This is a genomic window from Pseudomonas sp. BR20, from assembly GCF_050780135.1.
Classification (GTDB): Bacteria; Pseudomonadota; Gammaproteobacteria; order Pseudomonadales; family Pseudomonadaceae; genus Aquipseudomonas.
The window spans coordinates 126,487-147,456 of sequence record NZ_CP172012.1 but is presented as its reverse complement, the minus strand read 5'-3'; the positions used below and the strand labels follow the sequence as shown (position 1 = coordinate 147,456).

Annotated in this window: 20 protein-coding genes; 10 read left to right on the top strand and 10 right to left on the bottom strand. The window is 61.2% G+C overall.

Translation table 11 applies throughout. The features are described 5' to 3' along the window. Positions 1–7: 7 nt before the first annotated feature. From ACHPFG_RS00650 to folE2, 3 genes are read right to left on the bottom strand one after another with little or no spacing between them, the layout of a single operon-like run. Complete coding sequence (locus ACHPFG_RS00650) at positions 8–874, bottom strand: metal ABC transporter permease (protein WP_053127510.1); 867 nt, start codon at positions 872–874, stop codon at positions 8–10. After that, entirely contained in the window at positions 874–1,542 is a 669-nt protein-coding gene (locus ACHPFG_RS00645) for a metal ABC transporter ATP-binding protein (RefSeq protein WP_431701333.1), read from the bottom strand. The genes ACHPFG_RS00650 and ACHPFG_RS00645 overlap by 1 nt, the downstream gene beginning before the upstream one ends. Next, the gene (folE2, locus tag ACHPFG_RS00640) at positions 1,539–2,429 is read right to left on the bottom strand and encodes a GTP cyclohydrolase FolE2 (RefSeq protein WP_431701332.1); all 891 of its coding nucleotides are present in this window, start codon (positions 2,427–2,429) and stop codon (positions 1,539–1,541) included. Before folE2 ends, ACHPFG_RS00645 begins: the two co-directional genes overlap by 4 nt. 128 nt (positions 2,430–2,557) lie before the next feature. Between folE2 and ACHPFG_RS00635 the strand changes: the two genes are divergently transcribed. Beyond that, the gene (locus ACHPFG_RS00635) at positions 2,558–3,769 is read left to right on the top strand and encodes an N-acetylmuramoyl-L-alanine amidase (protein WP_431701331.1); all 1,212 of its coding nucleotides are present in this window, start codon (positions 2,558–2,560) and stop codon (positions 3,767–3,769) included. Here ACHPFG_RS00635 and ACHPFG_RS00630 read toward each other — a convergent pair. Beyond that, positions 3,766–4,134 (bottom strand): hypothetical protein, encoded by a 369-nt coding sequence (locus tag ACHPFG_RS00630; protein WP_053127519.1) that lies wholly within the window; start codon positions 4,132–4,134, stop codon positions 3,766–3,768. The two genes, ACHPFG_RS00635 and ACHPFG_RS00630, sit on opposite strands and share 4 nt — an antisense overlap. A 127-nt stretch (positions 4,135–4,261) precedes the next feature. Between ACHPFG_RS00630 and dksA the strand changes: the two genes are divergently transcribed. The 4 genes from dksA to ACHPFG_RS00610 are packed head-to-tail and all read left to right on the top strand — an operon-like array spanning position 4,262 to position 7,550. Next, positions 4,262–4,666, top strand: a complete 405-nt coding sequence (gene dksA, locus ACHPFG_RS00625) for an RNA polymerase-binding protein DksA (RefSeq protein ID WP_431701330.1) — start codon at positions 4,262–4,264, stop codon at positions 4,664–4,666. A gap of 27 nt (positions 4,667–4,693) precedes the next feature. Further along, positions 4,694–5,899: a zinc metallochaperone GTPase ZigA gene (zigA, locus tag ACHPFG_RS00620; protein WP_340052756.1), complete on the top strand. Its 1,206-nt coding sequence runs from the start codon at positions 4,694–4,696 to the stop codon at positions 5,897–5,899. After that, a complete protein-coding gene (locus tag ACHPFG_RS00615; RefSeq protein ID WP_431701329.1) occupies positions 5,899–6,543 on the top strand; it encodes a DUF1826 domain-containing protein in 645 nt (214 codons plus the stop codon). The genes zigA and ACHPFG_RS00615 overlap by 1 nt, the downstream gene beginning before the upstream one ends. A 44-nt stretch (positions 6,544–6,587) precedes the next feature. After that, the gene (locus ACHPFG_RS00610; RefSeq protein ID WP_431701328.1) at positions 6,588–7,550 is read left to right on the top strand and encodes a CobW family GTP-binding protein; all 963 of its coding nucleotides are present in this window, start codon (positions 6,588–6,590) and stop codon (positions 7,548–7,550) included. Here the strand turns inward: ACHPFG_RS00610 and ACHPFG_RS00605 are convergent. Next, positions 7,544–7,939, bottom strand: coding sequence for a DUF3301 domain-containing protein (locus tag ACHPFG_RS00605; protein ID WP_065926772.1), 396 nt, complete (start codon positions 7,937–7,939; stop codon positions 7,544–7,546). The genes ACHPFG_RS00610 and ACHPFG_RS00605 overlap by 7 nt on opposite strands. Positions 7,940–8,056: 117 nt before the next feature. On the opposite strand from ACHPFG_RS00605, the gene pdxY reads away from it, so the two are divergent. Then, a complete protein-coding gene (gene pdxY / locus ACHPFG_RS00600) occupies positions 8,057–8,929 on the top strand; it encodes a pyridoxal kinase PdxY (RefSeq protein ID WP_027608215.1) in 873 nt (290 codons plus the stop codon). Positions 8,930–8,955: 26 nt separating this feature from the next. Here pdxY and ACHPFG_RS00595 read toward each other — a convergent pair whose 3' ends face one another. Continuing rightward, entirely contained in the window at positions 8,956–9,441 is a 486-nt protein-coding gene (locus ACHPFG_RS00595) for an acyl-CoA thioesterase (RefSeq protein WP_003177014.1), read from the bottom strand. Between the two features lie 291 nt (positions 9,442–9,732). On the opposite strand from ACHPFG_RS00595, the gene ACHPFG_RS00590 reads away from it, so the two are divergent. Next, positions 9,733–11,496 (top strand): cation:proton antiporter, encoded by a 1,764-nt coding sequence (locus ACHPFG_RS00590; RefSeq protein WP_431701327.1) that lies wholly within the window; start codon positions 9,733–9,735, stop codon positions 11,494–11,496. Positions 11,497–11,571: 75 nt separating this feature from the next. Here the strand turns inward: ACHPFG_RS00590 and ACHPFG_RS00585 are convergent, their stop codons facing one another. From ACHPFG_RS00585 to uvrD, 3 genes are all read right to left on the bottom strand, one after another. Further along, positions 11,572–11,979 carry an SMI1/KNR4 family protein gene (locus tag ACHPFG_RS00585; protein ID WP_017739032.1) on the bottom strand — a complete coding sequence of 136 codons (408 nt, stop codon included), beginning with the start codon at positions 11,977–11,979 and terminating at the stop codon, positions 11,572–11,574. Between the two features lie 135 nt (positions 11,980–12,114). Further along, a complete protein-coding gene (locus ACHPFG_RS00580) occupies positions 12,115–12,984 on the bottom strand; it encodes a Tim44 domain-containing protein (RefSeq protein ID WP_431701326.1) in 870 nt (289 codons plus the stop codon). A 189-nt stretch (positions 12,985–13,173) separates the two neighbouring features. Continuing rightward, positions 13,174–15,357 (bottom strand): DNA helicase II, encoded by a 2,184-nt coding sequence (uvrD, locus tag ACHPFG_RS00575; RefSeq protein ID WP_431701325.1) that lies wholly within the window; start codon positions 15,355–15,357, stop codon positions 13,174–13,176. Positions 15,358–15,636: 279 nt separating this feature from the next. Here uvrD and ACHPFG_RS00570 point away from each other — a divergent pair, with 279 nt between their 5' ends. The 3 genes from ACHPFG_RS00570 (at position 15,637) to ACHPFG_RS00560 (ending at position 19,960) form a co-directional block, all read left to right on the top strand. After that, positions 15,637–18,510 (top strand): EAL domain-containing protein, encoded by a 2,874-nt coding sequence (locus tag ACHPFG_RS00570; RefSeq protein ID WP_431701324.1) that lies wholly within the window; start codon positions 15,637–15,639, stop codon positions 18,508–18,510. Between the two features lie 161 nt (positions 18,511–18,671). Continuing rightward, complete coding sequence (gene hexR / locus ACHPFG_RS00565) at positions 18,672–19,538, top strand: transcriptional regulator HexR (RefSeq protein ID WP_010168370.1); 867 nt, start codon at positions 18,672–18,674, stop codon at positions 19,536–19,538. 224 nt (positions 19,539–19,762) lie between these two features. Next, the gene (locus ACHPFG_RS00560) at positions 19,763–19,960 is read left to right on the top strand and encodes a PA3496 family putative envelope integrity protein (RefSeq protein WP_431701323.1); all 198 of its coding nucleotides are present in this window, start codon (positions 19,763–19,765) and stop codon (positions 19,958–19,960) included. Here ACHPFG_RS00560 and ACHPFG_RS00555 read toward each other — a convergent pair. Next, positions 19,890–20,864, bottom strand: a complete 975-nt coding sequence (locus tag ACHPFG_RS00555) for a LysR family transcriptional regulator (RefSeq protein WP_431701322.1) — start codon at positions 20,862–20,864, stop codon at positions 19,890–19,892. The two genes, ACHPFG_RS00560 and ACHPFG_RS00555, sit on opposite strands and share 71 nt — an antisense overlap. Positions 20,865–20,970: the final 106 nt, after the last annotated feature.

Genomic DNA, 20,970 nt, shown 5'->3' with positions numbered 1-20,970 from the left:
AAACACCTCATTGGGATGTAAGCAAAGGCGGGCGGCGCAGCAAGCCGTGCACCGGACCGAAGACCACGGACAGCAGGTACCCACCGCCAGCCACCAGCACAATCGCCGGGCCGCTGGGCAGCGAGAAGTAGAACGACAGCAATAAACCCAACCACACCGACAGGCATCCCAGCACCGCCGATACAGCGATCAACACCGGCAGGCGCCGGCTCCAGAAGCGTGAAGCGATGGCCGGCAACATCATCAATCCCACCACCATCAAGGCGCCGATGGCTTGGAAGCCAATCACCAGGTTCAGTACCACCAGGGTCAGGAACAAGCCGTGGGCCAGGGGGCCAAGGCGGCTGACGGTTTGCAGGAACAGCGGGTCGAGGGTGTCCAGCAGCAGCGGTTTGTAGATCAGCGCCATGGCGATCAGGCTGAACCCGGAGACCCAGAGCATGCCGGTCAGGGTGGTTTCGTCGACGGCCAGGGCAGAGCCGAACAGCAGGTGCAGCAGGTCCAGGCGCTTGCCGGCCAGGCCCAGGATCAATACGCCGGCGGCGAGGGAGATGGGATAGATAGCGGCAAGGCTGGCGTCTTCGCGCAGGCCGGTGCGGCGGGTGATCCACGCCGACAGACCGGCCATGCTCAGGCCCGCGCCCAGGCCGCCGATGGTCAGCGCGGGCAGGCTCAAGCCCGCGAACCAGAAGCCCAGTGCGGCGCCGGGCAATATGCCGTGGGCGACGGCGTCACCGATCAAGCTCATGCGGCGCAGGATCAGAAATACCCCGAGCGGAGCGGTGCTGCAGGCGAGCACCAGCCCGCCGATCAGGGCGCGACGCATGAAGACGAAGTCGAGGAAGGGCATCCACAGGTGGGCGGCGAAGTGCATCAGGCCACCTGCATGTGCGGCTGTGGGCGGATCAACTCTTTGCTGGGGCCGAACACACAGCCACTGCTTTTGATTTGCACTACTTGCTGGGTGTGATGGCGTACGGAGGCCAGGTCATGGCACACCACCACCAACGTTCGGCCTTCGGCGTGCCAGGCGTGGATATGGTTCCAGCACAGCGCTTGGCCTTCTTCATCCAGAGCGGCATGGGGCTCGTCAAGCAGCAACACTGGCGACTCGGCAAGGCTCATGCGAGCGAGCAATGCGCGTTGTAGCTGGCCGCCTGACAGCGCCATCAGCGAGCGCTGTTCCAGACCGCTGAGGCACCAGTCTTCCAGTACCGCTTGCAGGCGTTCGCTGCGTTGTTGCGTGGTGAGCCGTGTGCCCCATAAACCGGCGGCGACCAGTTCTTGCAGGCTGATGGGGAACTGACGGTCGAGGTGCTGTTGCTGGGGTAGGAACGACAGGCCACCTCGGCGTGGAACATCCACGGTCACTTTGCCCGCCAACGGTTTTTGCAGGCCAGCGATGACTTTGAGCAGGCTGCTTTTGCCGCAGCCGTTGGGGCCGATCACTCCGGTGAGGCTACCTTTTTCCAGGGTGAAATCCACGGCGGGAGTGAGCGGTTGGCCGGGGGCGCCCCAGCGCAAAGCGGTGCAGGTGATCATGCAGGGTTTCTCGTCCAGCGACTTTCAGCCACGGCATCGTGCGCGTGCAGGCTTTCGGCGTGGATCACTTTGAGGTGGAAGGCTTTGACGGCATCCGAGCGTTTCAAGGCGAGGTTAAGGCGGCGTGCGGCGTCTTCGCAGAACATCAGGTTCTGCCCGTTGGCCAGGGCGAAGGCTTGTTCGTCCGCGCGTTTTACGGCGGTTTGTACGGCGGTGCCGAGGGCGGCTTCGGCAGCGTTGATCAGCTCGGTCAGTGGCAGGTGATCGCCTTGCAGGTGCACGTGCAACTGCGCGCTGCTGCGCTGGCTGTGGGGCGTGGCGACGATACCGTTAGCGCTGCCGAGCCAGGTCAATACGTCTTCATGCAGCAACGGCGTGTTACCGAAGTCTTGAAGAAATTGCTGCTGAATCAACTGCCTGGCGAGGGCAGCGGAACAGGGGCAGGTTGAAGAATAGGTAACGTCAATTTTTAGTTCCACGTGGAACATCTGGTTTTCCAGGCGCGCCTCGATGCTCACCGGGTAGCCCTTCCAGCCGGCCAGTGGGCTGACCAGCGCGGGGCGTTTCAGCAGTAAATTCGTGTGCAGACGCAGGTAGGCGTTCTTAGATAAATCTTCATGACTGTCGAGAAACCGCTGCAGTACATTGCGCAGAAGTGCAGGTGTAATGGGCTGGTGGTCGAGCATCTCCAGCGCCAGGTAAAGGCGTGACATATGAATGCCACGGGCGCTGCCGTCATCCAGGCTGACGCCCGCATCGGCGGTGGCGGTCAGGCGCTGGCCATCGATGAGGATCGGCAGGGCGATGCCGCACATGCCCACCCAGTCGAGTGGCAAGGCTTGGCGTGAAGCCTGCGCGGCAATATCCGGCAGAGTCAGCGCATTCATAAGCAGGTCCATCGTTGGAAATAATTCGACATGTTATAGTATAACAGTAGAGTCGACGATGAATTTTCTGCCCCGACCTTTTTTCAGTCATGTCGAGTACGGACGCTCCTTTATTCGCGGTATTTGTCATGCACAGACGTCAGCTCCTCCGCCTGCTCCTGGCCAGCCCTTTGTTTGCTTTGCCGTTCGCCGCCCACGCGACCCAGATCCGCAATGCACGCCTGTGGCGCTCGGACGACAAGCTGCGGCTGGTGTTCGACCTTAGCGGCCCAGTGCAATACAAGACGTTCTCCCTGACTGCCCCGGAACGCCTGATCATCGACCTGAGCGGCGCAGGCCTCAGTGGTGACTTTTCTCAACTTGAGCTGAAGAACAGCGGGATCACCTCGATTCGCTCGGGGCATTTCGGCAAGGCGGATACACGCATCGTGCTTGACCTGGCCGCGCCGATGCAGCTCAACAGCTTTGTATTGCCGCCTCAGGACGGGCAGGGGCATCGCCTTGTGCTGGACCTGACCAGCGCCACCCGTGCACCGCGTCAAATCGCTGCTGAAGCCGTGCCCTTGGTGGCTTCGGTGGACAAGGCGCACCCCAAGCGCGACATCATTGTGGTGGTCGACCCCGGCCACGGCGGCAAAGACCCCGGTGCTGTCGGGTCCAAGGGTCAGCGCGAAAAAGATGTGGTGCTGTCGATCGCCCAACTGCTGGCCAAGCGCTTGAAACGCGAGAAGGGTTTTGACGTGAAACTTGTGCGTAACGACGACTTCTTTGTGCCGCTGCGCAAGCGCGTGGACATCGCCCGTCAGCACAAGGCCGATATGTTCATCTCGGTGCATGCCGATGCCGCGCCACGGCTCACGGCCTCGGGCGCCTCGGTGTATGCGCTGTCGGAGGGCGGCGCGACCTCGGCCACGGCGCGCTTTATGGCCCAGCGCGAAAACGGCGCGGATTTGCTGGGCGCCACCACGTTGCTCAATCTCAAGGATAAGGATCCGATGCTGGCCGGGGTGATTCTTGATATGTCGATGAACGCCACCATCGCTTCCAGCCTGCAACTGGGCAGCTCGGTGCTGGGGAGCCTGCAAAGCATCACCAGCCTGCATCAGAAACGTGTGGAACAGGCGGGGTTCGCGGTGCTCAAGTCACCGGATGTGCCGTCGATCCTGGTGGAGACCGGCTTTATCTCCAACGCCCAGGACGCCCAGCGCCTGGTGACGGCGCGCCATCAACAAGCGGTTGCGGATGGCTTGTTCGAAGGCCTGAAAAAATACTTCCAGAAGAACCCGCCGATGAACAGCTACATGGCCTGGGTGCAGGAACAGAAGAACGCTCAGGCCTAACAGCCGGTAATTCGGCTGCACGTGAATTTGGCAGTGGCGCCTCCGGAGCTGGAAAACCGGTTGATCGTGGTCCAGCCCACCCGCCGCGTGTAGCCGACCCATGCCTCCCCATCCGACGCCAGGCCGGTAAAGAACGTCAGTTGCCCGTAGCGGCTGTTGGTTTGTGCCCAATAACGTTTACCGACCACCTCGAAACCGCGCAAATACGTGGTGGTGCCCACCGTCGCTACGCTGTAGGCATTGCCCAGCGGGTCCACACAGGCCAACAGGTTGGCGCTGCGCGTGCAATTGGCCAGCAAGCTTGGCGCTTGGGCGCAGGCAGGCCCTGCCGCTGCCAGTAACAGGGCGCACACCAGGTATTTCATAAGGGGTCTCGGGGGCTGGGAAGTGTTCAAGCATTGCGCCCTTCGTCGCAACGAGCAAGGGGGATTGGCTTATTTGTATTGTTATACTATAACATTAAAGCACAGCCTGACCCGTGACCCATTCCCTATGACCGAACAAGACCTGCTGGCCCAACCGCCCGCCGACTATATGAATGAAGCCCAGCAGGGCTTTTTCCGCGAACTGTTGCTGGCTCAGCGCAATGAACTGCAAGCGCGCATCGAGGGCGAATTCCTGTTACTGCGCGAGCAGGAGCCCAACAGCGATCCGGCCGATGTGGGCAGCGCCGAAGAACAGCGCCAGTGGCAACTGCGCTTGCTGGAGCGGGAAAAGAAGCTGCTCGACAAGATCGACGACGCCCTCGAACTGCTCGCCCGTGGCGAGTACGGCTGGTGCCGCGAAACGGGCGAGCCCATCGGCCTGCAACGTCTGCTGCTGCGCCCCACCGCCACCCTGTGTATCGAAGCCAAAGAACGTCAAGAGCTGCGCGAACGCCATAAACGGGCGATTTGACCGGCCAACCCTGATGAGGATTACCTGATGCCCAATCGTCTCCCCGTTACCGTGTTGTCCGGCTTTCTCGGCGCCGGTAAAAGCACGCTGCTCAACTACGTCCTGCGCAACCGCGAAAACCTGCGCGTGGCGGTGATCGTCAACGACATGAGCGAAATCAACATCGACGGCAGCGAGGTGCAGCGTGACGTCACCCTCAACCGTTCCGAAGAAAAACTGGTGGAGATGAGCAACGGCTGTATCTGCTGCACCTTGCGTGAAGATTTGCTCGAAGAAGTCGGAAAACTCGCCAAGGAAGGTCGCTTCGATTACCTGTTGATTGAGTCCACCGGTATCTCCGAGCCGTTGCCGGTGGCTGAAACCTTCACCTTCCGTGATGAAAACGAGCAAAGCCTGGCCGACATCGCGCGCCTGGACACCATGGTCACCGTGGTCGACGGCATGAACTTCCTGCTCGACTACCAGGCTGCCGAAAGCCTCGCCTCACGGGGCGAAACCCTCGGAGAGGAGGACGAACGCTCGATCACCGACCTGTTGATTGAGCAGATCGAATTCGCCGACGTGATCCTGATCAGCAAGATCGACCTGATCAGCAGCTGCGAGCGCGAAGAGCTGATGGCGATCCTTGAGCGCCTCAATGCCCAGGCGGAAATCATCCCGATGGTCATGGGCGAAGTGCCGCTGAACAAGATCCTCAACACCGGCCGCTTCGACTTCGAACGCGCCGCGCAAGCGCCAGGTTGGTTGCAGGAGTTGCGTGGTGAACATGTGCCGGAAACCGAAGAGTACGGCATCGCGTCCACCGCTTATCGCGCACGGCGTCCCTTCCATCCGCAACGCTTCTTCGACTTTATCGACCGGCCTTGGGTCAACGGTAAATTGCTGCGTTCCAAGGGATTTTTCTGGCTGGCCAGCAAGCATCAGGATGCGGGCAGTTGGTCCCAGGCCGGTGGCTTGATGCGCCACGGGTTTGCCGGACGCTGGTGGCGCTTTGTGCCGAAAAGCCAATGGCCCCAAGACGAAGAAAGCGTCGCGGCAATCATGGGTAACTGGCAGCTCAGTACCGGCGACTGCCGTCAGGAACTGGTGTTTATCGGACAGAACATCGACTTCGCACGGATGCGTGCCGAGTTGGACGCGTGCTTGCTCACCGATGAAGAAATGGCCCTGGGCGTCGAAGGTTGGCGCCTGCTGGCTGATCCGTTTGGTCCCTGGTACGAAGAGGCCGCCTGATGCTGGCACCGGTTATCCCCTTGCGCCCCGTGGTTCGCCAGACCCGTGGTGACACCCCGCTGGCGCTGTCCGAAATTCTCGAAGACGGCGTGAACCTGGCGCTGTGGCAGCGTCAATTGCCGTTGCATATCGCCGAGTTCGGCGCTTTGCTGGTGGCGCTCAATGAGCCGTTGGCCGAGTCCTTGGTGATCGAACTCAACAGCGAAGACGCCGAGCCGAACTTGCGCGGTCTGGCGCCCAGTTACCGCGATCTTGAAGGCTACGAAGGTTTTATCGCCGATGTGTCGTGGCTGGTCAGCGCCTTTGCGTGCCTGCTCGGCGCCAAGCGCATCGGTGTGCGCCTGCGGTTGCTGGATAAAGCCATGTGCCCGCGCTTTCACGTTGACCATGTGCCGGTGCGGCTGATCACCACCTATGCCGGCATCGGCAGCCAGTGGTTGCGCGAAGGGGTGATGGACCGCCGCAAGCTCAGCCAATCGGACGCCGAACCGAGCCAGCGCATCGAACAGATCCAGTGCGGTGAAGTGGCGCTGCTCAAAGGCACTAAATGGCATGGCAACGAAGACCACGGCCTGATCCATCGCTCCCCGGCGCTGAAAGCGGATGAGCGCCGATTGATTCTGACGCTGGATTGGCTCGCGTAACCGCGTAGGATCAAACGTTCTACACGGTCCGAACGATGGCACTCATGCTGCAGAACATTCCCACCCACGTAATTGCCGGGCCCTTGGGCGCCGGCAAGACCAGCCTGATCAAGCACCTGCTCGCCCAACGCCCGGCCAACGAGCGCTGGGCGGTGTTGATCAACGAGTTTGGCCAGATCGGCCTGGACGCTGCACTGCTGACCCTGGATGACGACGGCATTGCCCTCGGTGAAGTTGCCGGTGGCTGCCTTTGTTGTGTGAATGGCGCACCGTTCCAGGTAGGCCTGGGCCGGTTGCTGCGTAAGGCCAATCCGGATCGGTTGTTTATCGAACCCTCGGGCCTGGGCCATCCTGCGCAGTTGCTCAAGCAGTTGCGCGAAGCGCCGTGGCAGCAGGTGCTGGCGGTTCAGCCCTGTGTGCTGGTGCTGGATGTCCAGGCGCTGGCAGCGGGCAAACCCTTACCGCCAGCGCAGCAGGAAGCGTTGGCCAGTGCCGGACTGTTGGTGTTGAACAAGGATGAGGGGCTGGATGTTGCGCAACGCGAGGCCGTCGAACGACAGCTACCCGACCGCGATATTTATTGGACCCAACAGGCGCACGTGCCGCTCGGCAAACTGCCAGGCTTGAATGCACAGGCTGAAGCTGCTGTGGATAACTTTGCCGTGCCTAAAGGGCTGGCTCAATTGCCGGCTATCTGGAGCGATCCAGTAGTGCCGATCTGCCTGAGTCAGGCTCAGGAGGGCGGTTGGAGTATCGGTTGGCGCTGGCACCCGAGCCAGCAATTCGATTCCGAGCGTCTGCACCTGTGGCTGACAGCGCTTGAGTGGCGCCGCGCCAAACTGGTTATCCACAGCCGTGATGGGTGGATCTCGGCCAACGCTGTGGATAACAGCCCGCTCGTCTGGCAATCCAGCGAATGGCGTCGCGACTCACGTATCGAACTGATCTTCAGCGCACCACAGGACGTGGCCGCATTGCAGGCCGCACTGGCTGCCTGCCGTTACTGACGGTTCTTGGTGGCGTGGTCCTGGCGCCATTGGCTCAGCTCGATCACATTGGCGCTGGGCAGCGCTTCCTTGACCTCGAACGGGTAGGGCGCCAGTTCGATCTGCGCGCTGTGGGCGCCGAATTGTGTGATGGTCCCGCTGTGACGAGTCTCGCCCGTGACGGTGAACTCGAAATTGTAGATACGCGCCAGACGCCGCCGACCGTTGGCATCCTTCACAAAACCGATGCGCTTCAACGCCACGGCGCCGTCGAGCAATTCGATATCGAGCTTGGCACAATGCTGCTTGACCCGCGCCAGCGCCCGCTCTCGCAGGCCGTGGTTGTGCCATACCCAGGCGGCGCCGGTCGCCAGCAGCATCAACACGAAGATGTTTCCCAGGGTGAGCATGCGAAAAACTCCAACAAAGTGAGAGCAGCTTAACTGTGTCGTCGGCCTGTCGTACAGGCTGCGTTTAGTCGCATACTGCGCGGCCAGAATTTCAATGGCTTTACGGAAATCCCCCGCATGAAACGCACACCTCATCTGCTTGCGATCCAGTCTCATGTGGTCTTCGGCCACGCCGGAAACAGCGCCGCCGTGTTCCCCATGCAGCGGGTCGGGGTAAATGTCTGGCCGCTGAACACGGTGCAGTTCTCCAACCATACGCAGTATGGTCAGTGGGCGGGCGAAGTGTTGGCGCCGCAGCAGATTCCTGCGCTGGTGGAAGGCATTGCCGCCATCGGCGAGCTGGGCAACTGTGATGCGATCCTGTCCGGCTACCTGGGCAGTGCGGATCAGGGCCGCGCGATTCTTACCGGTGTGGCGCGCATCAAGGCCATCAACCCCAAGGCCCTGTACCTGTGCGACCCGGTGATGGGCCATCCGGAAAAGGGCTGCATCGTGCCGCAGGAAGTCAGCGATTTCCTGCTGGATGAAGCTGCAGCCATGGCCGACTTCCTGTGCCCCAACCAACTGGAACTGGACAGCTTTGCCGGGCGTAAGCCGCAATCGCTGTTCGACTGCCTGGGCATGGCCAAGGCATTGCTGGCCCGTGGCCCGAAGGCGGTACTGGTCAAGCACCTGGATTACCCGGGCAAGTTGCCGGACGGTTTCGAGATGCTGCTGGTAACCGCCGAGGGCAGCTGGCACCTGCGTCGGCCGCTGCTGGCGTTCCCGCGCCAGCCGGTGGGCGTGGGCGACCTGACGTCGGGGCTGTTCCTGGCGCGGGTGTTGCTGGGTGACAGTCTGCTGGCGGCTTTTGAGTTCACGGCCGCGGCGGTGCACGAAGTGCTGCTGGAAACCCAGGCCTGCGCCAGTTACGAGTTGGAACTGGTACGCGCCCAGGACCGCATCGCCCATCCTCGCGTACGTTTCGAGGCGACGCCGATCAGCCTGTAAGTGCGGGAGGGTTTACAGTCCCGGACTTACAGCGCGTCAGCCTTGATTTCCTGGTAGCGCTTCTCCAGCTCCTGGCGGATCTGCCGGCGCTGCTGGGCCTGCACGAACCGGCGCTTGTCTTCGCTGTTGTGCGGTTGCAGCGGCGGTACGGCAGCGGGTTTGCGCTGGTCGTCCACGGCCACCATGGTGAAGAAACAGCTGTTGGTATGACGTACCGAGCGCTCGCGGATGTTCTCGGTCACCACCTTGATGCCCACTTCCATCGACGTATTGCCGGTGTAGTTGACCGATGCAAGGAATGTCACCAGCTCGCCGACATGGATCGGCTCGCGAAAAATCACCTGATCCACCGACAACGTCACCACATAGCGACCGGCATAACGGCTCGCGCAGGCGTAGGCCACTTCGTCGAGGTACTTGAGCAAGGTGCCGCCGTGGACATTGCCTGAGAAGTTGGCCATGTCAGGGGTCATCAATACCGTCATCGACAGCTGGGCGTTTCCGGGTTCCATAGCACACTCACGGGTTGTAGGCATTGGTTGGGGGGCACCTCTGCGGGTGCTGGGATCTTTGCAGCGCCATCCCTTACGGGACGCCGGTGGGCGGCTTGCCGTCACGCGTTCACCGATCTGTTTCCATATATTGCACCGGCTTTCCGGCGGAAGTCGCGGTGTTAACCTTCAAAAGCCCATCTCAGGGCATTTCTTACGATTAAGGCAGACTTTTCCTTCCGCACTTTGCGATTTTTCAAAGGCGCGTGCGGAAGTGGGAAAAGCGCCAGTACCCTCAAGGAGCCCCTCGCCATGCACGCCATCAGCTTTATTCAGGACTTGGCCGTGATCATGCTGGTGGCAGGGGTGGTCACCGTCCTGTTTCACCGCCTCAAGCAACCCGTGGTGCTGGGGTACATCGTCGCCGGCTTCATCATTGGCCCGCACACACCGCCGTTCGGCCTGATCCACGACGAAGACACTATCAAGACCCTCGCCGAGCTGGGGGTCATCTTCCTGATGTTCTGCCTGGGCCTGGAGTTCAGCCTGCGCAAACTGTTCAAGGTGGGGGCCACGGCGTTTATCGCGGCCTTCCTGGAAATCATCCTGATGATCTGGATCGGCTACGAGATTGGCCGCTGGTTCGACTGGAACACCATGGACTCGCTGTTCCTCGGCGCGATCCTGGCGATTTCCTCCACCACCATCATCGTGAAGGCACTCAATGACCTTAAGATGAAAAACCAGCGCTTCGCCCAACTGATTTTTGGTGTGCTGATTGTGGAGGACATCCTCGGCATCGGCATCATCGCCTTGCTCTCGAGCATCGCCGTCAGCGGTACGGTGAGTTCCGGCGAGGTGTTCTCCACGGTCGGCAAGCTCTCGCTGTTCATGATTGTCGCGTTGGTCATCGGTATTTTGCTGGTGCCGCGCCTGTTGGCCTACGTGGCCAAATTCGAAAGCAACGAAATGCTGCTGATCACCGTACTGGGCCTGTGTTTCGGTTTCTGCCTGCTGGTGGTGAAGCTGGAGTACAGCATGGTGCTGGGCGCGTTTCTGATCGGCGCGATCATGGCCGAATCCCGGCAATTGGTGAAGATCGAGCGCCTGATCGAGCCGGTTCGCGACATGTTCAGCGCGATCTTCTTCGTGGCAATCGGCTTGATGATCGACCCGCAGATCCTCCTGCAATACGCCTGGCCGATCGCGGTGATCACTGTGGCTGTGGTGCTGGGCAAGATGCTGTCCTGCGGCCTGGGTGCCTTTATCGCCGGTAATGACGGCCGTACCTCATTGCGCGTAGGCATGGGGCTGTCACAAATTGGCGAGTTTTCCTTCATTATCGCCGCGCTGGGCATGACCTTGCAGGTGACCAGTGACTTTCTGTATCCGGTGGCGGTGGCGGTTTCGGCGATTACGACGCTGCTCACGCCCTACTTGATTCGTGGCGCCGACCCTTTGTCATTGAAGATCGCCGCCGTGATGCCAAAGCGCATGAGCCGGGTGTTTGGCATGTACGGCGAATGGTTGCGCAGTATTCAGCCGCAGGGCGAGGGCGCAATGCTGGCGTCGATGATCCGCAAGATCATCCTGCAGGTGGGCGTTAACCTGGCGTTGGTGATCGCGATTTTCTTCGCCGGAAGCTTTTTCGCGGTGCGCATTGGCGGGTATCTGGAGGGTTGGATCAGTGATCCAAGTTGGCAGAAGGCGTTGATCTGGGGTGGGGCATTGCTGTTGTCGCTGCCGTTCCTGATTGCGGCGTACCGCAAGCTCAAGGCGCTGTCGATGTTGCTTGCGGAGATGAGTGTGAAGCCGGAAATGGCCGGGCGACATACTCAGCGGGTACGACGGGTGATTGCGGAGCTGATCCCGATTTTGTCGCTGCTGGTGATCTTTGTGCTATTGGCAGCCTTGTCGGCCAGTATTCTACCGACCAACAAGTTGCTGGTGCTGATTGCCGCAGTCACGGCGGCGGTGGCGGCCGTGCTCTGGCGATGGTTCATCCGTGTGCATACGCGGATGCAGGTCGCCTTGCTGGAGACGCTGGATAACCATAAGGATACGCCGGAGCACTAGTGGGGGCCGCTACGAGGTCCGGCGCGGGACAAGCCCGCTCACTACAGCAAGCCCGTTCGCCAGGGGGATCAGGTGTCAGCTTTCCAGCCAGACGTCCCGCGCCCAGTGCCACACCGACTCCCAGGTTTCTTCGGTGACGAGTTCTTCTTCGCCGGACCACAGCACCACGGTGCCGTCTTCTTCGACGCAGTAGTAATCGTCGCCGTCCTGGCAGATCGGGATCATGCTGCGGTCAACACCGGCATCCCAGGCGTTGGCGGCCACGTCCGGCAGGTAGGTGTGCGACTGCGGGTCGGTGACGGTCACCGGCTCCAGGCTGCCGTACACGACATCGCTGACGGTCAGCAGGAACTCGCGAAAGACAAACGGGATGTCGATGAACAGCTGTTCTTCGATTTCCACCAACTGATCTTCATCAGGCAGTTCCAGGGGAACCGGAACCGGTTCGTTGGCTTCACGCAATTGTTCGATGATTTCTTCCACGTCCGGGATCCTCTTGCTGATGGCGCGGTTTATAGGGGGGTTTTATACAGTAGCTTGCTATAAGTGCAACCGTGAAATAGAAAACCCCGGACAGGTCCGGGGTTTTTTGTTACGGCTTGCTCAAGCGCGTGGGTATCAGCCGTTCTGGCGGATACCGGCGACCAGCCATGGCTGGTTGTCGCCTGGGGCACGTTCCATGTTCCAGCTTTCGCTGAACACTTCACCCTGGTCGAAACGCGAAGTCTTCGACACGCCGCTGAAGGTCAACGTTGCGATGGTCTTGTCGGCACGATCATCCACACCGTCCAGTTGCACGCGCAGGTCGTCGATATAGGTCGACTGGAAGCCTTCGCCCAAGTCGGCGCGTTCGCGCTTGAGGAACTCCAGCAGTTGTGGGGTCACGAACTCGGAGATCTTGTCCATTTCATTGGCGTCCCAGTGCTGCTGCAGGGACTGGAAGTGGCTGCGGGCCGCTTCGATGAAACGCTCTTCGTTGAACCAGGCCGGTGCGTTGATCACCGGGCGGGCTGCGGCAGGTGCTGCCGAACCACCGAAGATCGAACCCATGGCTGGCTTCTGCTCGAACACTTCGCGCTGCATCGGCGCGCCGGCTGGAGCCAGCTGCTCCTGCTGCTTGCGGCGACGGGCGGCGATGAAACGGAAGACCAGGAAGGCGATGACCGCCATGATCAGGATGTCGAAGATCTGCATGCCCTGGAAGCCGCCGCCCATGAACATGGAAGCGAGCAGGCCACCGGCCGCGATACCGGCCAGAGGGCCCAACCAGCGCGAAGCACCGCCGGCCTTGGCAGCGGCGCCGGCAGCACCGGCTGCGCCTGCGGTCGCGGCAGCACCGCCTGCACCGGCGGATGGAGCCATTTGGCTGGTCTGGTGAGTCGGTGCCGCGCCCGAGCTTTTGCCGCCACCGAAGCGTTTGGCGTTGGCGTCGAGGCTCATCGTCAGGCCGATGCACAACGCCATGGCGATGCTAAGAAAACGTTTCATAAAGGGAATTCCCATTTGTGGATTGCACGCGCGCCATGTTGCACAGGTGTAGTGACAGTGGCTAGCGACATAATGTTTCGGGCTTTTGCGTAAGACCGAATCAGAATGGTCTGTAGGACTTATTACAGATATTGGCCCGCGCTCGTTGAAAACAAGGGCGGGCCAATAACCTTCATGTTGGCAAATGTTTCAGACCGCTTCGAGCTTCGCGTAGCCCATCATCAGCCATTTGCTGCCTTCGGCGAAGTTCACCTGCACCCGTGCCTGGGCACCGGCGCCTTCGAAGTTGAGAATCACCCCTTCGCCGAAGATCGCATGCTTGACCTGCTGGCCCAGGCTGAACGGGGTTTCCGGAATCTCGGAACCGGCGAACATGCTGCTGGAGTTCTGCTGCTGACCGCCGCCGAACGGGCGGCTGACGCTGTTGGACAGGCGCACTTCCTGGATCAGGCCCTTCGGCACTTCACGTACGAAGCGCGACACCTTGTTGTAGGTCTCGCTGCCGTAGAGGCGTCGGGTCTCGGCGTAGGTCATCACCAGGTTCTGCATCGCGCGGGTGATGCCTACGTAGGCCAGGCGGCGTTCTTCCTCAAGGCGGCCGGGCTCTTCCAGGCTCATCTTGTGGGGGAACAGGCCTTCTTCCATGCCCACCAGGAACACATACGGGAACTCCAGGCCCTTGGCGCTGTGCAAGGTCATCAACTGGATGCTGTCTTCATGCTCATCGGCCTGGGTGTCGCCGGCTTCCAGGGATGCATGGCCGAGGAAAGCGGCGAGCGGAGTCAACTCTTCGTCTTCCTCGGTGTTTTCGAACGCGCGGGCGGCGCTGACCAGTTCCTCAAGGTTTTCTACCCGGGCCTGGCCTTTCTCGCCTTTTTCCGCTTCGTGATAGGCAATCAGCCCGGACTGCTCGATCACCGTCTGGGTCATCAGGTGCAGGGGCATTTCCGAACATTTGGCGGCGAGGTTCTCGATCAGCTCGACAAATACCCCCAGCGCGCCAGCAGCACGTCCCGTCAGGCCTTTATTGGCGATGAGCAGGCGCATGGACTCCCACATCGACACATCGGCATGGCGCGCGTGGTCGCGAATCGCCTCGACGGTTTTCTCACCGATGCCGCGCGCCGGGATATTGATGACCCGCTCCAGCGCCGCATCGTTGCCACGGCCTTCGAGCAAACGCAGGTAAGCCATGGCGTTCTTGATTTCCGCACGCTCGAAGAAGCGCTGGCCGCCATAAATGCGGTACGGGATGCGCTCGCGCAGCAAAGCCTCTTCCAGCACCCGCGATTGGGCGTTGGAGCGGTACAGGATCGCAATGTCGCTGCGCGCCAGGCCGGTTTTCAGTGCGCTTTCGATGGTTTCCACCACGTAGCGTGCTTCATCGTGCTCGTTGAACGCGGCGTACAGGTTGATCGCTTCGCCTTCGCCACCGTCGGTCCACAGCTCTTTGCCAAGGCGCCCGGTGTTATTGGCGATCAAGGCGTTTGCAGCCTTGAGGATACCGGCGGTGGAGCGGTAGTTCTGCTCCAGGCGGATGGTGACCGCGTCCGGGAAGTCTTCGGAATACTGGTAGATGTTCTCGATTTTCGCGCCGCGCCAGCCGTAGATCGACTGATCGTCGTCGCCCACCACCATCAGGCTGTCGCCGCCCTTGGCCAGCAGGCGCAACCAGGCGTACTGCACGGCGTTGGTGTCCTGGAATTCGTCCACCAGAATGTGACGGAAGCGTTTCTGGTAATGGGCCAGCAAGCCCGGGTTGTCGCGCCACAGGTCGAGGGCGCGCAGCAGCAGCTCGGAGAAGTCGATGACACCGGCGCGTGCGCAGGCCGCCTCGTAGGCCTCATAGATGCTGCGCATGGTGGCCAGGAACAAATCGCCGCTGGCCTGGATGTGCTGCGGGCGCAGGCCTTCGTCTTTCTGGCCGTTGATAAACCACTGGGCCTGGCGCGCCGGCCAGCGCTGCTCGTCGAGACCCAGCTCGCGGATCACGCGCTTGACCAGGCGTTGCTGGTCATCGCTGTCGAGGATCTGGAAGGTCTGGACCAGGCCCGCTTCCTGCCAGTGTGCCCGCAGCAGGCGGTGTGCCAGGCCGTGGAAGGTGCCCACCCACATGCCGGCCGGGCTGATGCCCATCAACTGCTCGATGCGATGGCGCATCTCGGCAGCGGCCTTGTTGGTGAAGGTCACCGACAGGATGGAGTGCGGGGACGCGTTCTCGACCTGGATCAACCAGGCGATACGGTGCACCAGCACTCGGGTTTTACCGGAGCCAGCACCGGCCAGGACCAACTGACGGCCAACGGGGGCCGCTACGGCCTGGCGTTGGGCATCGTTGAGGGAGTTCAGCAAAAGAGAGAGATCATCGCGCATCGGCGCATTCTATGGGCCTAAGGAGACTCGGGCAAATCCCAATGCCGGGTGGTCGACGCAAAACGTCACGCCTGATCCCGCCGGGGCAAACATTCCGGCAGGACTGATGACCGGTAAGTCATGGTCCACAGCCCGCGCGGTGTCTTGCTCAAGGGGTCTGGCACCAAGGTTTGCGGCCAATCACAGCATGATTTTTATGATCTGGAGCAGTTTGGCCCAAGCGCTTGCTTGTGTATGCTCCGTCAACGTTTCGGGCTCACCATTATAAGAACACTGCCTATGACCCTCAGCACCGACCTGCTCGGCCCCTCGGCGGCGCCCGCGCAGGTTATCCGCAAACATTACGCCACTGAGATGGCGGTCGAGCGCACACGCCTGCTCTATCAGGGCTCGTTGCTGCCCACCTTATTAATGCTGGTCAACGGTCTGGTCTGCGCCTGGCTGCTGTGGAACCCCAGGCAATACTTGTTGGACAGCATCTGGCTGGTGTGGCTGCTGGCCTTGGTGGCCATGCGCGTGATCCAGGTGGCAGCCTTTGATTCAGCCATGCCCAGCCGCCAGGCCCAACCGATCTGGCGGCGCATGTTCATGCTCGGCTCGGCGGTCAGTGGCCTGACCTTGGCCACCGCAGCCATCGCCCTGGTGCCGGTGGACAGCTTTATCCAGCAGGCCTGGGTGTTCGGCCTGATCGGTGCGGCGACGTTGTCAGCCAGCGTCGCCTACGCCGTGAGCCTTCCGGCGTTCTTGTCCTTTGCCTTGCCGTGCCTGGTGCCGGCCATTGCCTATCTGTTCTGGAGTGGCGCCCCGCAGCAACAGGGCTGGGGTGTGCTCGGCCTGATCCTGCTGGCCTCCCTGAGCGTGGTGGCGTGGCAGGTCAATCGCCTGATCCAGCGCGGGCTGTTGCGGCGGTTCCAGAACCAGGCATTGATCGAGCATCTGCAGCAGGCGCAGCAGCGCAGCGAGCAACTGAATCAGGATCTGGTGCGCGAAGTCGAGCAGCGGCGTCAGGTTGAGCAGGAGCTGCGTGAGGCGCAAATCGGCCTGCAGGACCGCATGGCGCAACGCAGCCAGGAACTGGACGCCGCCAGCCTGGCCCTGAATAAAAGCGAGGCGCGCCTGGCCATGGCCCTGCAAGCCAGTGAACTGGGCCTGTGGGACTGGAACCTGCAAACCGACGAGGTACATCACACCCAGCTCAAGGAGCTGTTCGGCCTGGAGCCCGAGTACGTCACGGCCATGCTCGGCCACCTCAAGCCGCGCCTGCACCCTGACGACCTGCCGCTGCTCAAGCGGGCGCTGGTGGAGCACCTCAAGGGGCGCACTGAGGATTACCAGGTGGAATACCGCGTGCGCCATGGCGATGGCCACTGGGTGTGGATCGAAGACCGCGGTCGCGCCGTGGAGCGTGCACCCAGCGGGCGAGTGATTCGAATGCTCGGCACCCGCCGCGACATCAGCGCCGGCAAAGCCCTGGAAGAGCAGCAGCGGTTGGCCTCGACCGTATTCGAGGCAGCCAGCGAAGGCATCGTGATCCTTGATCCGGACTACGCGCTGATCGCGGTCAACCAGGCTTTCAGCCGCGTCACCGGCTTTGAAATCGACGATATGCTCGGTCGCAATGTCGTCGAGCTGCCCAGCAGCCGTGATGCCCGGCGCCACTTCCCGGTGATCCGCCAAGCCTTGCTCAGCCACGGCACCTGGCAGGGTGAGCTGGTGGAAACACGCAAGAACGGCGAGTTGTATCCGCAGTGGCTGCAACTGAGCGTAGTACGTGATGTTCGGGGAAAGGTCAGTCATATCGTAGGCTTCTTCGCCGATCTGTCAGCGCGACGCGAATCCGAGGAGCGCATGCGCTACCTCACCCACTACGATGAGTTGACCGGCCTGGCCAACCGCTCACTGTTCCGCGAGCGGCTGCGCGAGGCGCATCAGCGTGTACGCCAGGGCGGGCGTAGCCTGGCGTTGCTGCATATCAACCTCGACCGCTTCAAGTTGCTCAATGACAGCCTGGGCCATGAAGTGGCCGACCAGTTGCTGCAAAAAATGGCCCGCCGATTAATCAATGCCTTGCCCGAGGCCGACACCATTGCGCGCCTGTCCGGCGATGAATTCGCCGTGCTGTTCGACGCCTACGGCAACCTGTCGAGCCTGGCCCGAGTGGCCACGCGGCTGCTGGCCAAGCTGCGGGTGCCGGTGACGGTAGAAGGGCATGAGTTGGTGGTGAGTGCGTCGATGGGGATCAGCCTGTTGCCTGATAACGCGCGGGAAATTTCCGCGCTGGTCAGTCAATCGAACATGGCCATGCAGCACGCCAAGCACTTGGGCGGCAATAACTTCCAGTTCTACACCGACAGCCTGCAAGCCAGCACCCTGGAACGTTTGCAGCTGGAAAACCATCTGCGCAAGGCCATTGATGAGCGCCAGCTCACGGTGTTCTACCAGCCGAAACTGTGCCTGGCCACGGGCAAGCTTAACGCTGCCGAAGCGTTGATCCGCTGGGAGCATCCACAGTGGGGCATGGTGCCGCCAGGCGACTTTATCGGCCTGGCGGAAGAGACCGGATTGATCGTGCCGCTGGGCGAGTTCGTGTTGCGCCAGGCGTGCTGGCAGGCCTGTGAGTGGCAGCGCCAGGGGCTGGCACCGATCCGCGTGTCGGTGAACCTCTCGGTGCACCAGTTGCGCCAGGGCAAGCTGGTCAGCCTGGTGCGCCAGGTATTGGAAGAGACCGGCCTGGACCCGCAATACCTTGAACTGGAGCTGACCGAAAGCCAGTTGCTCGACAGTGTTGAACACATCATTGCGACCTTCCAGCAACTGCGCGACCTGGGCGTGAAGCTGGCGATCGACGACTTTGGCACCGGCTATTCATCCCTCAGTTACCTCAAGCGTATCCCTGTGGATTACGTGAAGATCGACCAGACCTTTATCCGCGGCCTCGGCCAGGGGCGGGAAGACGCCGCCATTACCCGAGCGATCATTGCGATGGCGCACGGCTTGGCGCTCAAGGTGGTGGCCGAAGGCGTGGAAGATCAGCAGCAGCTGGATTTCCTGCGTACAGAACGATGCGATGAGGTGCAGGGCTACCTGATCAGTCGGCCGATGGAGGCCGAGGGCCTGGCAGATTTGTTACGCAACAATGCAGATTTTCCCTGAAGACAGTCCGCACGCCCATATGGCTACAAGGCAGCTACCCGCTGATTCAAAGGGCATCAGGGCGATTTAGTGATGCATCGGGCGGGCAAAACGACAATTCTTGTAGTATAACTACAAGCTTGCTACATCCCTGGCCCCGCCAATAACAAGAGTCCTGCCCTTTGAACCTGTTGCAACATATCGCCCAGTCGCGCCACCTGTTACGCAAATCGGAACTCAAGGTTGCCGATCACGTGCTGCTTGACCCTGCGGCCGTGATGCACAGTTCCATGGCCGACCTGGCCCACAGTGTGGGCATCAGCGAGCCGACCATCGTGCGCTTCTGCCGCGCCATCGGTTGCTCCGGATTCCAGGACTTGAAGCTCAAGCTGGCCCAGAGCCTGGCCGCCGGCGCGAGCTTCGGCCAATTTGCGATTCACGAAGACGATTCCGTCGCCGACTACAGCCTGAAAATCTTCGACACCACCTTGCACACGCTGATGGAAGTGCGCGAGAAGCTTGACCCGGTGGAGTTGCAAAAGGCGGTGACCGCCATGTCCCAGGCCCAGCGTGTGGAGTTCTATGGTTTCGGCGCGTCCGGTGCGGTGGCAGCCGACGCCCAGCACAAATTTTTCCGCCTGCTGCTGACCGCGGCGGCCTACAGCGACCCGCACATGCAGGCGATGTCGGCGGTGACCTTGAAGCCGACCGACGTGGCGATCTGCATTTCCCAGTCGGGCCGTTCCAAAGACCTGCTGATCACCGCCAACCTGGTGCGAGAAAGCGGCGCGACGTTGATTACCTTGTGCCCGAGCCAGACGCCTTTGGCGGAATTGTCCACGGTCAACCTGGCGATCGATGTGCACGAAGACACCGAGATCTACACCCCGCTGACCTCGCGTATCGCTCACCTGGTGGTGATCGACGTGCTGGCGATGGGCGTGGCCATGGCGCGGGGCCCGAGCCTGGTCAACCACCTCAAGAGCGTCAAGCGCAGCTTGCGCAGCCTGCGGTTGTCGCCCAAGTCCGTCAAAGCCCTCGACGACTGATCCAGGGCCATACACGCTCAAAATGTGGGAGGAGGCTTGCTCCCGATAGCAGTGGGTCAGTCAAAGAGAAATCGGCTGATGTACCGTAATCGGGAGCAAGCCCCCTCCCACATTTGGATTGTTCACCTATTCGAAAGATTCATCGTCCTGTAACCCCCACGCCGTTAAACCGTCATCGCTACAACCCATCCTGTACTCCCCGTACTCGCATTGGGAGACTCCAAATGGCCCGGCCCTACGAAGACAGCAACAGCTCCGTCAAAACCCGTCGTCAGCAGGAAGACCAGCGCCGCATGGCGTTCCGTCGCGCAATCGAAGACCGCTGCGACCAGCGCCAGCTGCAGCAGAGCATCAGTGACTACCCGGAACTCCACTGGCAGGCGCCCGCGGCTGCCCAGCGAAACGTTCAGCCAGCGCGCTGATCTGCACCCGTTCGCTGCGGATAAAGCCCAGGAACGCATGGGCCACCGGTGACAGGCGCTTGGCTTTGGCCTGCACCAGGCACCAACTGCGGTACAGCGGCAGTTCTTCCACCGGCAGCTCCTTGAGCCCGCCGGTGGCCAGTTCCATATTGACCGCGTGGCGCGTCAGCAAGGCCACGCCAAGGCCGGCGCAGACGCATTCACGTTGCGCCTCGGCCGAGGCCACTTCCACCGTCTGGGTGAAGTGCACGCGTTTCTCCTTGAAATACTCCTCGCAGGCCAGCCGTGTGCCGGAACCCGGTTCGCGCAGCAACAGCGTGTAGGGTTCCAAGTCCTGCAAGCGCAGCGGCCCTTGCAGGCTCAAGGGATGATCGGGGGGGGCTACGGCCACGATCGGGTTGTTGAGAAACGGCAGGAATTCCAGGCCCATGTCCTGGGGCACCATGGACATGATCACCAGGTCGTCGCGGTTGTCGGAGAGGCGCCGAATCACCTGGGCGCGGTTGACCACGGTCAGGTGCAGCTGTACTTCGGGATGCTGGCGCTTGAACGCGGCGAACAGGTGCGGCACGAAGTACTTGGCGCTGGACTCAATCGCGAGCTTTAGCTGGCCCTGCAAAGAACCCTGCATGTCCGACAGCTGCATATCGAGGTTTTCCAGGCGTCCGAAGATATCCCGACTGGCCCGTTGCAAGGCTTCGGCAGCTTCGGTCATGTAGAGCTTTTTGCCGACATAATCGAACAGCGGCTGGCCGATCAGCTCTTCCAACTGGCGAATTTGCAGGCTAACGGCCGGTTGTGTGAGAGACATTTCCTCGGCGGCGCGGCTGTAGGAGCGCAAATCACACACTTCATTGAAGATCTGCAATTGACGCAATGTCATACGCATCAAAGACTTACGCATTATTCGATTCCTCTCTCCCCAGGCCGGCCGGCCAACTATAAGTCTTTACTTATGCACGACCCAATAATTATTGATTTTTGTTAATCCCTCCACGGGCTTAGTGTGT

Bases quoted from the DNA above. Each gene is read 5' to 3' on its own strand.
- ACHPFG_RS00650 (WP_053127510.1), bottom strand. From the start codon at position 874: ATGCACTTCGCCGCCCACCTGTGGATGCCCTTCCTCGACTTCGTCTTC.
- ACHPFG_RS00645 (WP_431701333.1), bottom strand. From the start codon at position 1,542: ATGATCACCTGCACCGCTTTGCGCTGGGGCGCCCCCGGCCAACCGCTC.
- folE2 (WP_431701332.1), bottom strand. From the start codon at position 2,429: ATGAATGCGCTGACTCTGCCGGATATTGCCGCGCAGGCTTCACGCCAA.
- ACHPFG_RS00635 (WP_431701331.1), top strand. From the start codon at position 2,558: ATGCACAGACGTCAGCTCCTCCGCCTGCTCCTGGCCAGCCCTTTGTTT.
- ACHPFG_RS00630 (WP_053127519.1), bottom strand. From the start codon at position 4,134: ATGAAATACCTGGTGTGCGCCCTGTTACTGGCAGCGGCAGGGCCTGCC.
- dksA (WP_431701330.1), top strand. From the start codon at position 4,262: ATGACCGAACAAGACCTGCTGGCCCAACCGCCCGCCGACTATATGAAT.
- zigA (WP_340052756.1), top strand. From the start codon at position 4,694: ATGCCCAATCGTCTCCCCGTTACCGTGTTGTCCGGCTTTCTCGGCGCC.
- ACHPFG_RS00615 (WP_431701329.1), top strand. From the start codon at position 5,899: ATGCTGGCACCGGTTATCCCCTTGCGCCCCGTGGTTCGCCAGACCCGT.
- ACHPFG_RS00610 (WP_431701328.1), top strand. From the start codon at position 6,588: ATGCTGCAGAACATTCCCACCCACGTAATTGCCGGGCCCTTGGGCGCC.
- ACHPFG_RS00605 (WP_065926772.1), bottom strand. From the start codon at position 7,939: ATGCTCACCCTGGGAAACATCTTCGTGTTGATGCTGCTGGCGACCGGC.
- pdxY (WP_027608215.1), top strand. From the start codon at position 8,057: ATGAAACGCACACCTCATCTGCTTGCGATCCAGTCTCATGTGGTCTTC.
- ACHPFG_RS00595 (WP_003177014.1), bottom strand. From the start codon at position 9,441: ATGGAACCCGGAAACGCCCAGCTGTCGATGACGGTATTGATGACCCCT.
- ACHPFG_RS00590 (WP_431701327.1), top strand. From the start codon at position 9,733: ATGCACGCCATCAGCTTTATTCAGGACTTGGCCGTGATCATGCTGGTG.
- ACHPFG_RS00580 (WP_431701326.1), bottom strand. From the start codon at position 12,984: ATGAAACGTTTTCTTAGCATCGCCATGGCGTTGTGCATCGGCCTGACG.
- uvrD (WP_431701325.1), bottom strand. From the start codon at position 15,357: ATGCGCGATGATCTCTCTCTTTTGCTGAACTCCCTCAACGATGCCCAA.
- ACHPFG_RS00570 (WP_431701324.1), top strand. From the start codon at position 15,637: ATGACCCTCAGCACCGACCTGCTCGGCCCCTCGGCGGCGCCCGCGCAG.
- ACHPFG_RS00560 (WP_431701323.1), top strand. From the start codon at position 19,763: ATGGCCCGGCCCTACGAAGACAGCAACAGCTCCGTCAAAACCCGTCGT.
- ACHPFG_RS00555 (WP_431701322.1), bottom strand. From the start codon at position 20,864: ATGCGTAAGTCTTTGATGCGTATGACATTGCGTCAATTGCAGATCTTC.